Here is a 14,079-nt window from a genome sequence, read left to right as displayed (position 1 = left end):
CGGCCAATTCGCAATCTCGCCCCGGCCTGCCTCGAAGGACAGGCACAAGTGTCCCATTGCGTTAGTGGTCGCTTGAAATGTGGGCGAGATTAGGGCCGAAACTGCCCAATTGTTGGGTTTGTCGACACAATGGCCGGCCCCGGCCCGTGATCAGTTCGGAGCCTGTGCCACGGTCTGATCGAGACCGGTCAGCGTTGTCTGGCTTCTCGCGCTGGCGACATAGTCGCGGTAGATGATCTGCGCGTACTTGCCGTCGAGCACGTTCCGGTGCGTCTTGACGAACCCGGTGACCTCGGTGACCGTGCGGCGGTTTCGGCGCTCGGCGCTCTGGGTCGCGATGACGGGCTGGGTTTCGCCGAAGGAGGCGACGGCCTCGAGCCGCGACCGGCTGATGCCATGCGTGGTGAGATAGGCAACCACCGCCTGGGCGCGCCGTAGCCCGAGGCTCTTGTTGTATCCCGGTGAGCCGACGAGGTCGGTATGTCCGTAGACGCGGAAGCGCACTTCCGGGAACTGCCGGATCCAGTGCGCCTGCTGACGGAGCACTGCCTGGGCGTTGGCGTCGAGCACGGCGCTGTTGAAGGCGAAGGTCACGGTGTTCGGGACTTCCTGCGCAAACCGGGTGCCCAACGCGTAAGTGTAGTCGCGTTCACCGGACTGGATCATCAGGTTGTTAACCGTCGCGTTGCCGAACTGGCCGCCGTCGGCAAGCGCCCCGGCCTCGCGGTGGAACTGGGTATAGACCGGATCCGCGCTCGTGCATGCGGTGAGCAGGGCCATCCCGCTGACGAGACCGGCAGCGTGGCGGAGATTTATTGTCTTCGTTTTCATTGTCTTACTCCATCACGTAGCCGTAAGAGCCACTGAAGTCCTGCCGGGCAACCTCGCCGGCCGGTCCCTTGGCGACCGGTGCGGTGTCGGAGGCCGTGCGGCCGAAGAGGAAGAGATCCTTCTCGGACGGCGGCTTGATCCGGTCGGTCGGCAGAGCGAGCACCTCGCCGCGCGTCGGAGTGACGAGATGCGCGGTGATGATGATGACCAGTTCGGTCTGGCTGCGCTGGTAGCTGGCGCTGCGAAACAGCGCGCCAAGCACAGGCACGTCGCCGATCCAGGGCAGCTGCGAGTTCTGGTCGATAAAGTCGTCCTGCAGCAGACCCGCGATCGCGAAGCTTTCGCCGTCCTGCATCTCGACCGTTGTCGAGGTCTCGCGCCGGGTAAAGGCGGCGATCTCGAAGCCGTTGTCGATCTGGATGCCGTTCGACGGGTCGATCGCCGACACCGCGGCCTCCAGTTCGAGGTTGATCAGGTCCTTGTCGACCACCCGCGGGATGAAGTTGAGCTCGATACCGAAGGGCTTGAACTCGATGGTAATCGTGTCGTTTTCCTGTGCCACCGGCACAGGGTATTCGCCGCCGGCGAGGAACTTGGCTTCCTGGCCGGAGAGGGCCACGAGGTTCGGTTCCGCCAGAGTGCGGACGACGCCCTTGCGTTCCAGCGCCTCGAGCAGGATGCCGACTTGCGTGGATCCGGCGTTGAAACCGAAGACGATGGCGCCCGCATTGGTGTTCGAGCCCGGAATGTTGCCGTTGAGGGCATTGGCTGCGGCGCCCGCCGTGTTCAGGGTGCCGGTACCGCCGCTGAGACCCAGGTCGCCGCCCAGCGTGTTGCCGTTGATCGACAGCGAGGAGCTGAGCGATTTCGACACCTGGCGCTGCATCTCGGCGAACCGCACCTTGAGCATGACCTGCTGCACGCCGCCGACACTCATCAGGTTGGATACACGATCCGGCGCGTAACGTTCTGCGAGATCGAGCGCGCGTTGCAGGTGCTGGCTGCTCGATACGGTGCCCGAAAGCACGATGCCGTCGTTGGCCGTGCGCACGTCGATCTGCTCGCCGGGCAGGATCTGCCGCAAGCGTTCCTTGAACTCGGTCACGTCGGGTGCCACGCGGACGTCGACGTTGGTGATCAGCTGACCGGTCGCGTCGAGCAGGGTCAGCGTGGTCAGGCCAGGCGATTTGCCCAGCACATAAATGGTGCGGTCCGACAACGACGAGATGTCGGCGATGCCGGGGTTCGCGATGCTGAGTTCCGAGAACGGCGTGTCGCTTTCGACGACGACCGCGCGGTTCATCGGAACGTTTAGGGTCCTGTTGGTGCCCTTGTTGACGACTCTGACGTTGTCCTGCGCGTATGCGGTCACCGGAACGGTCAGAGCCAGCGGACTCACGGTCAGTGTCAGCCCCAGAAGAGCCGCTTTAAAAACTCTGTCGATTTTCATGTGACCTGCCTTTTTGATCACGCCTCAAGGTCGGGTCTTCTTGCCCGAATGGCTGCACTCTGGGCGAGTTTCCATTTTTTTGCAAGAATCAACGGGTTCGCTTGCGCAGCTTATGTGGGCGTGAGGCAACACGCGAAAAACGGGAAGGGGCGCAGCGATGCCCGCGACGCCCCTTCAAACCCTTGAAAGCGTTCAGTTCGTGCAGGGAATCGGGATTTCCATCACTTCGGCGCCACGGCGCGTCCGGATGGTGCAGACCTTCTCTTCCTGGGCCTGCACGATCACCTCTTCCTCGACGATGCCGAGCAGCGTGCGCTGGTCGACCTCGATCGCTGAGGCGATGGTGTCGTCACCGGTTCCGACCAGCGACAGGGTCAGATTCCCGGTGGCCTGTGCCTGGGCGAGGGCCGCGACTTGCTCGGGCGAGACGGACACCGTGACGGTGCGCGCGATGGTGGCCTCACCCAGGGAAACCGCGCTCTGGTCGATGGCGATCAGCCGCACGGCCGCCTCGATCAGCTTGGTCACTTCCTTGCGTCCGTCGTTCGACCCGATCTGGCCGGTCCAGTAGACGTCGACCTTGTCGCCCGGCCGCAGGAAGCCCGAGACGCCGCTGGCGACGTCGACCTTGATGGTGAAGGCACGCATGCCGCGTTCAAGCCGCGAGGTAAGGCCGGCGTCTTGGCCGGGCTCGGTCACCTTGACGGCAAGCACGGCCTCGCTGGCCTCCATGTCGCGCACGATCAGGCGCGGTGCCGGGTTGTTCGGCGGAAACAGCGTGTCCATCTCGGTGAAGGCGCCCTCGGGAATTGCCGTCTCGGGCCAGTTCACCTCTCGGACATCCTCCCTGGTCAGCTCCTCGCCGTATTTGAGGGCCCGGTCGGCCACGAACACGGTGACGGTCGGCACGACCTGTTCGCGCGCTGCGCGTTCCCGCGCGAGTTCCGCCTGATAGGCGCCGATGTAGTTCTTGGCCATGTAGACCGCTCCGCCGGCAAGCGCGACGCCGAAGAGCAGGACCAGCCCGAAAATCATACGCATGACAATTACCTCTTTCCCCCGTGAGCCCCGGCGGTACCGCAGAGGCGTTCGATTGCCCGGTCGAAACTGACCGGTGAATGTGTCAATTTCGGGAACGCCCGGTGTTCACTGTTGGGCAGGCGGCGCCGGCTTCGACATTGCGGCGGAACGCCTGCCCGAAGGTTCCCGGAAAATGCGAACGCAGGGCGCGCGGCCCTGCGTTCGGATGTCCCGGATAGGGTGTGTCAGAATGTCCAGCCGGTCAGGAAGCTCGCGATCGACGTCGATGGGTCGACAACAGCGTCACTGATCTCGGAGACGACAAGCAATGCCAGGCCGACGACGGCGGCGGTCAGCACCACCCAGTCGACAGTTACCGCCCCGCTGTCTTCGTCTCTGAATTTTCTGAGCGCATGCAACATAACGTGTGCCTTCATTAACGGGGCCCGGTCGGGACCTGGAAGAGAAGAGGGCCACCATCTCCGCCGAGACAGCGGCCCCCGATCAGGCAGTCAGCGATCAGTCGGTGCCGCCGCCGCCGGTGTTCGGATCCTGCGCCGACAGGAAGGTGCCGGTCTTGGCGGTCAGGTCGGTCGCGCCGGTCTCGATCGAAGTGTAGGCAGCGATTGCCAGGCCAACGACAGCAGCCGTCAGAACCACCCAGTCGACCGTCACAGCACCGTCTTCGTCTTTGCGGAATTTGTTCAGAAAGTTGATCATCGTGTGTCCCTCCAAAGGATCATAAGATTTACCATTCACAACCTTGCCGCCCCTGGTGACCGTCTCTCTCGTTTGGTCCGGTCGACTTGGTATGACGCTATAAAGCTCTCCGATTGGGGCATGAATTTGACCGCAATTGTGACATTTGCATCGCAGAGCGGAAAATCTCTCGAAAAATGTTTAAGCAACTGATGTTTAATAAAAAATTGCTGAAAGTCGGTGCAGCCGACGCGGCCATTTACGATTGAAAGTACACGAATATGGCGAAATAGCCGGTTTCAGGTCCGCTTGTGGCTATGCCGGTGGGGCCTTTTCTGCGAATATGCTTGGCAAAACAGCACATAAAGAAACTCGAGCAGGTTTCATGCGCAATCTGATGACCATTTGCCTCCTTGCGGGGGCGCTCGCTGCTGTGCAGGCCAGCGCCGACGCGCCGCGCCCGTTTCCGGAATTCAGCGCCAAGCGCGTCACGGTCCCGAAAGCCGGGCAGAAACGCATCACGGTGCAGATCGATCCCGACGAGCAATTGCCCAGTGCGCCCTCGACACCGCTGCGGCCTTATCACGACGACGATCCCGACACCGTGGTCACCGCCGCGGCGGCCCCGGCCTTGCCGCCGGGGGCCGTCGGGCAATTTTCCTGGTTCTGGGACAAGGTCTCGCCCGCCGCGGAACAATCCGGACCCGGGCGGCTCGACATGGCGATGCGCACCCTTGCGGGCGCGGCCGGGCGCGTGCCGGCGCCGCGCCTTCAGCACATGCAGTCGATCGCGCGCGCCAACGGCGTCGACATCCTCAAGTCGACGATCGGCACCAGCGTCTCTCCGGCCCTCGTGCTTGCGGTGATCACCGTGGAAAGCGCGGGTCGCGTCAACGCCGTCAGCCACGCCGGTGCGCAGGGGCTGATGCAGCTGATGCCGGATACGGCGGCGCGCTTTGGCGTCAAGGACAGTCTCAAGAGCGCCGAAAACATCGCAGGCGGGGTCAAGTACCTCGACTGGTTGATGAAGGAGTTCGGCGGTGATCCGATCCTGGTGCTGGCGGGTTACAATGCCGGTGAAGGATCGGTGCGCAAGCACGCCGGCGTGCCGCCCTTTGCCGAGACGCGCGACTACGTTCCCAAGGTGCTCGCCGCTTTCCAGGTGGCGCGGGGTCTCTGCCTGACGCCGCCCGAGCTTATCACCGACGGCTGTGTCTTCGCGGCGCTGAACTGACCGCGAGGAGACGAAATTTTCGAAAATTCCGGCCCGTTTTCTTGCAAGTAAACGGGATCACGCGTCGAAAGCGTCGGCCCAGTCCGGATGCCGCCGGCGCTGGGCGTTCACGAAGGGGCAGAGCGGCACGATCAGGAAGCCGTCGCGTCGCGCATCCTCGACCAGCCGGGTCACCAGCGCCAGGCCGGCGCCACCGCCGCGCAGGGCGTCCGGGACGCCGGTGTGATCGGCAATCACGCGCTGCGGCGAGAGGATCGAGAAAGTCAGTTCGGCCTCGTGACCGTCCTGTTCGAACACGTAGCGGCCCTTGCTGCCCTCGACCTCGCGGCGGACGCGCGGATCAGACAATGGTGGCCTCGGTCGCGGCGCGAAGTTCGTCCTCGCTGACCCCGTCGGCGCATTCCACGATCCTGAGCCCACCCTCGACCACGTCGAGGACGCCAAGATTGGTGATGATCCGGTCGACCACGCCCTTGCCGGTCAGCGGCAGGGTACATTCGCGCAGCAGCTTGCTTTCCCCGGCCTTGTTCTGGTGATCCATCACCACCACGACACGGCCGACGCCCGCGACGAGATCCATCGCGCCGCCCATACCCTTGACCAGCTTGCCCGGGATCATCCAGTTCGCGAGATCCCCGTTTTCGGCCACTTCCATGGCCCCGAGGATCGCCGCCGCGATCTTGCCGCCGCGGATCATGCCGAAGCTCGTCGCGCTGTCGAAGTACGAGGTCCGGTTCAGCTCGGTGATCGTCTGCTTGCCGGCATTGATCAGGTCCGGATCTTCCTCGCCCTCGAAGGGGAACGGACCCATGCCCAGCATGCCGTTCTCGGACTGCAGTGTGATGTCCTTGTCGCCGACGTAGTTGGCCACCAGCGTCGGGATGCCGATGCCGAGATTGACGTACATCCCGTCCTCGAGTTCCTGCGCGGCACGTTCGGCCATCTGATTTCTGTCCCAGGGCATATGTCGTTTCCTTTCGCTGAGTCAGTGTCGCGTGGGTACAGTCAAGTTGACCGTGGTGCCACCCGGTCCGCTGTCTACGTCGAGATCGGCCTCGAGGTCGTTGACCAGGCCGAGCACGACCCTGCCGCCGACGCTTTCGGGGTCGGGCCATCGCGACGTGTCCGCCATTCCGATTCCGTTGTCTGCTATCCGGATCAGCACCTTGTCCCGATCAAGGTCATCCAGTCGAACGTCGAGCAACCCCTCGTCACGCCCGACAAAGGCGTGCTGCAAGGCATTGTTCATCACTTCCGACAGGATCAGGCCGATCTTCGCGGCAAGCTCCGCCTCGCAGCGCGCGTCGCTGATATCGAGGTTCACGCGGATGCCCGGCCGGCCGTCAAGATGCGCGGTGGTATTTGCCAGACGAGAGATATACGTCCCCAGCGCCACGGTTCCGGCGCCGCTGTCGCCCTCGTAGCCCGACATCTCCTCGTAGAGCAATTGCAGGCTCTCGACGCGTCGGGCGAGGGTGCGTACCGACTCGGGCCCGGTGTCCTTGTCGCGGGCTTGCAGGCGCACCATGCTGACGATCATCGCCAGGTGGTTCTTGACGCGGTGCTTGAGCTCGCGCATCGCGCGCAGGTTGACGTTGACCGAATTGCGGGCTTCGTGATCCGACAGGGCCTTCTGGATGCCCAGAAAGAACCGCAGCGAGCCATCAACATCGTAGATCGGTGTCAGCAGCAGGCGGTTGAGGAACGCCGTTCCGTCGGCGCGGACGTTCTCGATGTCCACGGTGGTCTCTTGCTCTTCGCGGATCGCCTTGCGGATCCGTTCCACGTCGTCCGGGTCGGTGCTCTTGCCCTGCAGGAAGCGGCAGTTGCGCCCGACAGCCGCCGATGCGGCATACCCGGTGACCCGCTCGAAGGCGGGGTTCACGTAGACGATCGGATTGTCCTGCAGCGACGGGTCTGTGAGGACCATCGAGATCGACGAGCCGGCCAGAATTCGGAACGCTTCGGTGTCCGGCAATCCTTCGATCTTGTTCTCGATATCCATCTTAGGTCAGGCGCGCTGGCGCACCGTGCGCTGTTCGATCCGCTTCTCATGCTCGCCCTGGATCAGGCGGTGCACGTAGATGCCCGGCAAATGAATCGTGTCCGGATCGAGCGCGCCACGCGGCACGATCTCTTCGACCTCGGCCACGCAGACCTTGCCGCACATCGCCGCGGGCGGGTTGAAGTTGCGCGCGGTCTTGCGGAAGACGAGGTTGCCGGTGTCGTCGGCCTTCCAGGCTTTGACGATCGACAGGTCCGCAAAGATCCCGCGTTCCAGAATGTAGGTCTCGCCGTCGAAATCCTTGTGCTCCTTGCCCTCGGCGATCACCGTGCCGACGCCGGTCTTGGTATAGAAGCCCGGGATACCCGCGCCGCCGGCGCGCATGCGCTCGGCAAGGGTTCCTTGCGGGTTGAACTCGAGCTCGAGCTCGCCCGAGAGGTACTGGCGCATGAACTCCGCGTTCTCGCCGACGTAGGACGACATCATCTTCTTGACCTGGCGGCTTTCGAGCAGCACGCCCAGCCCGAAACCGTCGACGCCGGCATTGTTGGAGGCGACGGTCAAATCCTTCGTTCCGGCTTCGCGGATGGCTGCGATCAGCAGCTCGGGAATGCCGCAAAGCCCGAAGCCGCCGGCAGCGATCAGCATGTTGTCGAAAAGCAATCCGTCGAGCGCTTCGGACGCGGAGCCGTAAACTTTCTTCATCTCGTTCCCTCACCCCGGGGCTGCACCGGGACTGTCTGCGTTCCGCCGGTGCCGCACTGCAGCGCCAGCCTTTCGACGGTGACTATACGCAAGCAAAAAGCGGAAGGCCAATAGCGCGGCAACGGAATCTTGGCGCGCATCGCGACCTGTCCGATCATGCCAACGCCGCCCTCAGGCGTCGCCATCGTCCTTCTGTGCGGCCGTCTTCCCGGCGGCGGGTTTTTTCGTCGCCGTCTTCTTGGTCGTCGCCTTCTTGGCGGCGGTCTTTTTTGCAGCCGGCTTCTTGGCCGCCTTCTTGCGCCCGCCGCCCTTCTTGGCCGCCTTCTCGTCGATCAACCCGGCTGCCTGTTCGAGCGTGACGCTTTCGGGCTCGGTGCCCTTGGGCAGCGTCGCGTTGATCTTCTCCCATTTCACATATGGCCCGTAACGTCCGTCATAAACGCCGATCACGCCGCCCTGTCCCGGATGCTCGCCGAGTTCGCGCAGGGGTTTCGCCGCAGCACCACGGTTGCCGCGGCTCGCGGCCTTCTTGGCCAGTTCCTCGACGGCGCGGTTCATGCCGATCGTGAAGACCTCCTCGACCTCCGGCAGGTTCGCGTAAAGCCGGTTGTGCTTCACGTAGGGCCCGTAGCGTCCGATGCCGGCCTCGATGATCTCACCGTCGTCGGGATGCGGTCCGATCTCGCGGGGTAGCGATAGCAGCATCAGTGCCTTTTCAAGGTCGAGATCCTCGGGCGGCCAGCCCTTGGGCAGGCTGGCCCGCGGCGGCTTGGGCTGCTCTTCGGTTGCGGCCCCGCGCTGCACGTAGGGACCGAACCGTCCCTTGAAGAGGCGGATCTCGTCATCGCCGTCGATGCCCAGCAGCTTGCCGTCCGGACCGATCCCCTCGTCGTCCTCCAGACCCGGCGGGCCAAAGGCGCGGGTATAGCGGCAATCGGGATAGTTCGAGCAGCCGATGAACGCCCCCCCGGAGCGCGCGGTGCGCATCGACAGCCGGCCCTCGCCGCAGTTTGGGCAGAGCCGTGGGTCGCTGCCGTCCTCCTTGGGCGGGAAGAGATGCGGTTCCAGCACCTCGTTGATCTTTTCCAGCACCTCGGTGATGCGCAGCTCCGCTGTCTCGGCGATCGCCGCCGAGAAATCGCGCCAGAAGCGCGCCAGCACGTCTTTGTAATCCGCGTCACCGGCCGACACGTTGTCGAGCTGATCCTCGAGATCGGCTGTGAAGTCGTAGCCCACGTACTTGCGGAAGTAGTTTTCGAGGAACGCCGTAACCAGCCGCCCCTTGTCCTCCGGGATCAGCCGGTTCTTGTCCTTGCGGACGTAGCCACGGTCCTGGATCGTGGTCACGATGCTGGCATAGGTCGAGGGCCGCCCGATGCCGAGCTCTTCCATGCGCTTGACCAGCGTGGCCTCGGTGTAGCGCGGCGGCGGCTGGGTGAAATGCTGCTCGGGCGTGACCGAGCGCTTGTCCATCCGGTCGCCCTCGTCAATCTGCGGCAGGCGCTTGTCGTCGTCGTCTACAACATCGTCGCGGCCTTCCTCGTAGACGCGCAGGAAGCCGTCGAACAGCACCACCTGTCCGGTGGCGCGCAATCCGACCTGTCCGTCCTTGCTGGTGATGTCGACCGTCGTGCGTTCGAGCCGCGCGGCCTCCATCTGACAGGCGAGCGTGCGTTTCCAGATCAGATCGTAGAGCTTGCGCTGATCGTCCTCGGTGACCCTCAGCCCGCCCGCGTCGAGCCGCATGTCGGTAGGCCGGATGCATTCGTGCGCTTCCTGCGCGTTCTTGGCCTTGTTCTTGTAGATGCGCGGCGAGGCGGGCAGATATTCCTTGCCGTAGCGCTCGGCGATCGCGTCGCGGGCCATGCTGACCGCTTCCGGGGCCATGTCGATGCCGTCGGTTCGCATGTAAGTAATGTACCCCGCCTCGTAGAGCCGCTGCGCCGTGCTCATGGTCTGGCGCGCGCCCATGCCGAACTTGCGGCTGGCCTCCTGCTGCAGGGTCGAGGTCATGAACGGCGCCGCCGGATTGCGGTTGGCGGGCTTCGCCTCGACCGAAGACACGGAAAGGTCGCGGCTGGTCACCGCCTGCACCGCCATCTCGGCCTGGGTCTCGTTGGCGATGTCGTAACGGTCGAGCTTCTTTCCGGCCAGCACCGTCAGCCGGGCCTCGAACTCCTGCCCGCGCGGCGTGGCGAGCAGCGCCTTCACCGACCAGTATTCGCGGGCACGGAACGCCTCGATCTCCATCTCGCGCTCGACGATGAGGCGCAGGGTCACCGACTGGACGCGGCCCGCGGATTTCGCGCCGGGCAGCTTTCGCCAGAGCACCGGGCTGAGGTTGAAACCCACAAGGTAGTCGAGCGCACGGCGCGCGAGATAGGCCTCGACCAGCGGCATGTCGACCTGCCGCGGGTTCTGCATGGCTTCGGTCACGGCATTCTTGGTGATCGCGTTGAAGACCACGCGGCTGACGGCGGTATCCTTCTTGATCGACCGGCGCTTGGTCAGGGCTTCCTGAAGGTGCCAGCTGATCGCCTCGCCCTCGCGGTCGGGGTCGGTGGCGAGGATCAGGGCGTTGTCCTGGGCCAGCGCGTCGGCGATGGCCTTGACGTGCTTCTTGCTGTCCGAGGCCACCTCCCAGAGCATGTCGAACCCGTTGTCGGTGTCGACCGACCCGTCCTTCGGCGGCAGGTCGCGAACGTGCCCGTAAGACGCGAGAACGGTGTAGTCATCCCCCAGATACTTGTTGATCGTCTTGGCCTTGGCAGGGGATTCGACAACGACAACTGGCATAAAGTCAGGGACCTCTGAGCATGGAACTGTTGCGTCTATGGCGATGCGTGATGTGGGGTGCAAGGAAAGAATTGCAACCGCAACAGCAGGCGGCGGTGGCCTGGGCCTGCATTCCGAACGGTGCCGGAACAGGCCCCGGACGCCTCAGTCGGTCCGTGCATTCTTCTCCGCAAGCAGTGCCTTGAGCGTCGCCTCGACCTCTTCAGGATCGTCAGACCGCGCGCATTGGATCCGCCAGTCCGACCTCAGAACCGCGATTTCTGTTTCTTCGGTCCGACAATACGTGAGGGTGGTTCCGTCGGGACGCGTTTCGGTGATTCGCCGTCGTATATGCCGTGTATTGCGATAATAGCTGCGGTCGTCGCTTTCTTCGCTGTCATCAAGCCTTATCAAGGTCCTGTTCCGATCTCTCCTGACACCCTCCAACCGGGGCATCCTGAGGATAGCGCCTGTGTCAAGAGTCGCGCGAGCGGTTCGCGTCAGACCGCGCGGGCCAAGAGGCCGCCGGGCTGTCGGGTGATCTGCCCGTCGAGTTCGAGATCGACAAGCGCCGGGGCGACGTCGGCGGCCGAGACCGAGAGATCGCGGATCAGCTGATCCTCGGCCACAGGCGAGGGACCGAGGCGTTCGAGAATCCGCAGATGCAAGGCGGCGGCGTCGCGCAACCGCGACCGCGATGCGGGCGGGCTGCGGTGTTCGACGATCGCGGTGTCGCTCTTTGATGCCGGGGGCGGTGCGGGTGCTGCGGAGATCGGCGCCAGTGCCGCCAGCACATCGTCTGCAGAGCGGACCAACGTGGCGCCGTCGCGGATCAGCATGTTGCAGCCGGCCGCGCGGGCGTCGAAGGGATGACCCGGCACCGCGAGCACGTCGCGCCCCTGGTCGAGCGCGTCGCGGGCGGTGATCAGGCTGCCCGACTTCGCGGCCGCTTCCACGACGACGACGGCCTGGCCGAGGGCCGCGATCACCCGGTTGCGTGTCGGAAAATGCCGCGCCGCCGGTTGCAGGCCGATCGGCTGTTCGGACAGGCGCAGCCCGGTTCGGGCAATGGCATCGGCCAGTTCCGCGTTTTCGGCCGGGTAGATCACGTCGACGCCCCCCGCCATCACGGCGATCGTGCCGGTGTCGAGTGCTGCGTGATGGGCCGCGGCATCGACCCCGCGCGCCAGTCCGGAGACGATCACGAACCCGGCGGCCCCGAGATCGCGGGCCAGCGCGCGGGCCGTGCGGGTTCCGAGCGAGGAAGCGTTGCGCGCCCCCACCAGCGAGACCATCGGCCGTAACAGAAGCTTGGGATCGCCCTTCACCCAGAGAAACGGCGGCGCATCGGAGATATCGCGCAGCCGGTCGGGGTAGGCGGGCGAACCCGACGCAATCAGTCGCGCGCCGGCGGCACGGGCGGCCTTCAGTTCGGCATGAACGACGCCTTCGGGGCAGATTTCGTAGTCACGAACGCCGGCGGCGCGCGCTACCTCGGGTAGCGCGGCCAGCGCGTTTTGCGCAGTGCCGTGTTCAGCCAGCAGCCTGTTGTAGGTGGCGATGCCGACCCGGCGGGATCGCAAGAGACGAAGGCGCGAGAAACTTTCATCTTCCGAGGTGGGTGGGAGTGGGGGGTGAGTGGAAGAAGGATTTTCGTCCTTTTCAGTCATCCCTGTCTCCGCCTCTTGCTGAGACAGGTATACGTGCGGGTAGTTAACAACCTATGAACGAATTTCCGCGGATGCCTCGCTAATTAAGGGGAGGAGCGCGCAGGCGTCAGGCCGCCGACCCGCCCACCGTCAGCCCGCCGATCATCACGGTCGGCAGTCCGACACCGACCGGCACCCACTGGCCCTGCTTGCCGCAATTTCCCATGCCCGGGTCGAGCGCCATGTCGTTGCCGATGGCGCGGATCTGTTGCAGCGCCGTCGCGCCGTCGCCGATCAGCGTGGCGCCCTTGACCGGCGCGCCGACCTTGCCGTTCCTGACCCTGTAAGCCTCGGTGCAGGAGAACACGAACTTGCCATTGGTGATGTCGACCTGCCCGCCACCGAAGCCCACGGCATAGATGCCGTCCTTCAGGTCGGCCACGATCTCTTCAGGCGCGGCCGCACCGCCAAGCATGTAGGTGTTGGTCATGCGCGGCATTGGCGGGTGCGCGAAACTCTGTCGGCGGCCATTGCCGGTCGGGCTCACGCCCATCAGCCGGGCGTTCTGGCGATCCTGCATGTAGCCGACGAGTATTCCGTCCTCGATCAGCACGTTGCGCGCCGAGGGGGTGCCTTCGTCGTCCACGGTCAGCGATCCGCGACGGTCCGGGATCGTCCCGTCGTCGAGCACGGTGACGCCTGGCGCTGCGATTCGCTGGCCCATCAGCCCGGCGAAGGCCGAAGTGCCCTTGCGGTTGAAGTCGCCCTCGAGCCCGTGCCCGATGGCTTCGTGCAGCAGGATGCCGGGCCAGCCGGGGCCGAGCACGACGTCCATGACGCCCGCCGGCGCCGGTTCCGCGTCGAGGTTCACGGTGGCGATGCGCAGCGCCTCGCGCGCCTTGGCTTGCCAGTATGCGGGGTCGATCAGACCGTCTAACCCGACGCGCCCGCCGCCACCGACCGAGCCCTGCTCGCGCCGGCCGTCCTGTTCGACGATCACCGACACGTTCATCCGCGTCATCGGCCGTACGTCGCGGACGCTGTGCCCGTCGGGGCGCAGGATCTCGATTTCCTGGAGGCTGGCGGCGACCGTCGCGGAGACCTGCACAACGCGCTTGTCGAGGCCGCGCGCGAAGGCGTCGATCTCGCGCAGGGTCTCGATCTTGACCGGAAAGCTCGCCCCGGCGATCGGGTCGGCGTCGGTGTATAGGTGCCGATTTGTCGCCGCGGGGGCGTCCGCTAACGTGCCGCCGCCGTCTCCCACGGCAAGGCGCGCGGTCTCGGACGCGCGCGCGAGGGCCGCTTCGGAGATGTCCGTCGAATGTGCGTAGCCCGCGACCTCGCCACGCACGGCGCGCAAGCCGAATCCCTCCGAGTTGTCGTAGCTAGCCGTCTTCAGGCGTCCGTCGTCGAAGGCCAGAGCCTCGGACCGGCGGCGTTCGAAGAACAACTCGCCATCATCGGCACCCTCCGTCGCCGCGCGCAGCATGCGCAGCGCCGCGTCGCGGTCGAGCGTGTCGCCGAATGGGTTGAACTGGGCGTCGCTCATGGGGAGGTTTCCTTGAAAAAATGCGCCACGAAGGCCGCTCAGCGTCCGTTTGACGCAAGCTGAAGCCTTTATCTTGCACGCAGAATATGATTGTAAGTGCGCAGATTACAACGGCCGTGGCGGCACAGCCATGCGCGCCGTTCCGTGAAACTGTGATCCCAG

The 14,079-nt window shown here is 64.7% G+C and carries 13 protein-coding genes; 1 reads left to right on the top strand and 12 read right to left on the bottom strand.

Annotation, left to right across the window (positions count from 1 at the left end; translation table 11 throughout):
• Positions 1-150: 150 nt before the first annotated feature.
• The 5 genes from R5H30_RS15950 to R5H30_RS15930 all read right to left on the bottom strand — a co-directional run bounded on the left by R5H30_RS15950 (position 151) and on the right by R5H30_RS15930 (position 4,021).
• Positions 151-831, bottom strand: coding sequence for an OmpA family protein (locus R5H30_RS15950; RefSeq protein ID WP_318329514.1), 681 nt, complete (start codon positions 829-831; stop codon positions 151-153).
• 4 nt (positions 832-835) lie between these two features.
• Positions 836-2,281 carry a type II and III secretion system protein family protein gene (locus R5H30_RS15945; RefSeq protein ID WP_318329513.1) on the bottom strand — a complete coding sequence of 482 codons (1,446 nt, stop codon included), beginning with the start codon at positions 2,279-2,281 and terminating at the stop codon, positions 836-838.
• A gap of 192 nt (positions 2,282-2,473) precedes the next feature.
• Positions 2,474-3,322 carry a Flp pilus assembly protein CpaB gene (gene cpaB, locus R5H30_RS15940; RefSeq protein WP_318329512.1) on the bottom strand — a complete coding sequence of 283 codons (849 nt, stop codon included), beginning with the start codon at positions 3,320-3,322 and terminating at the stop codon, positions 2,474-2,476.
• A 224-nt stretch (positions 3,323-3,546) separates the two neighbouring features.
• On the bottom strand, positions 3,547-3,738 hold the full coding sequence (locus R5H30_RS15935) for a hypothetical protein (protein ID WP_318329511.1): 192 nt from the start codon (positions 3,736-3,738) through the stop codon (positions 3,547-3,549).
• A gap of 82 nt (positions 3,739-3,820) precedes the next feature.
• The gene (locus tag R5H30_RS15930) at positions 3,821-4,021 is read right to left on the bottom strand and encodes a Flp family type IVb pilin (RefSeq protein WP_318329510.1); all 201 of its coding nucleotides are present in this window, start codon (positions 4,019-4,021) and stop codon (positions 3,821-3,823) included.
• Positions 4,022-4,385: 364 nt separating this feature from the next.
• Between R5H30_RS15930 and R5H30_RS15925 the strand changes: the two genes are divergently transcribed.
• Positions 4,386-5,234, top strand: a complete 849-nt coding sequence (locus tag R5H30_RS15925; protein ID WP_318329509.1) for a lytic transglycosylase domain-containing protein — start codon at positions 4,386-4,388, stop codon at positions 5,232-5,234.
• A 57-nt stretch (positions 5,235-5,291) separates the two neighbouring features.
• Here the strand turns inward: R5H30_RS15925 and R5H30_RS15920 are convergent, their stop codons facing one another.
• From R5H30_RS15920 to tldD, 7 genes are all read right to left on the bottom strand, one after another.
• Positions 5,292-5,582: a GNAT family N-acetyltransferase gene (locus R5H30_RS15920; RefSeq protein WP_318329508.1), complete on the bottom strand. Its 291-nt coding sequence runs from the start codon at positions 5,580-5,582 to the stop codon at positions 5,292-5,294.
• Entirely contained in the window at positions 5,575-6,198 is a 624-nt protein-coding gene (locus R5H30_RS15915) for a 3-oxoacid CoA-transferase subunit B (protein ID WP_318329507.1), read from the bottom strand. Before R5H30_RS15915 ends, R5H30_RS15920 begins: the two co-directional genes overlap by 8 nt.
• 21 nt (positions 6,199-6,219) lie before the next feature.
• Positions 6,220-7,239, bottom strand: coding sequence for a PAS domain-containing protein (locus R5H30_RS15910; protein WP_318329506.1), 1,020 nt, complete (start codon positions 7,237-7,239; stop codon positions 6,220-6,222).
• Between the two features lie 6 nt (positions 7,240-7,245).
• Positions 7,246-7,944, bottom strand: a complete 699-nt coding sequence (locus tag R5H30_RS15905; RefSeq protein ID WP_318329505.1) for a CoA transferase subunit A — start codon at positions 7,942-7,944, stop codon at positions 7,246-7,248.
• 171 nt (positions 7,945-8,115) lie between these two features.
• Positions 8,116-10,740 (bottom strand): type I DNA topoisomerase, encoded by a 2,625-nt coding sequence (gene topA, locus R5H30_RS15900; RefSeq protein ID WP_318329504.1) that lies wholly within the window; start codon positions 10,738-10,740, stop codon positions 8,116-8,118.
• Between the two features lie 479 nt (positions 10,741-11,219).
• Positions 11,220-12,389, bottom strand: coding sequence for a DNA-processing protein DprA (gene dprA, locus R5H30_RS15895; RefSeq protein WP_318329502.1), 1,170 nt, complete (start codon positions 12,387-12,389; stop codon positions 11,220-11,222).
• A gap of 106 nt (positions 12,390-12,495) precedes the next feature.
• Positions 12,496-13,917, bottom strand: coding sequence for a metalloprotease TldD (gene tldD, locus R5H30_RS15890; RefSeq protein WP_318329501.1), 1,422 nt, complete (start codon positions 13,915-13,917; stop codon positions 12,496-12,498).
• Positions 13,918-14,079 lie beyond the last annotated feature (162 nt).

Origin of the sequence: Roseobacter sp. FCG-D35, from assembly GCF_033436665.1 — a bacterium.
Classification (GTDB): Bacteria; Pseudomonadota; Alphaproteobacteria; order Rhodobacterales; family Rhodobacteraceae; genus JAWQFO01.
This window is presented reverse-complemented; position numbering and strand designations above follow the sequence as displayed.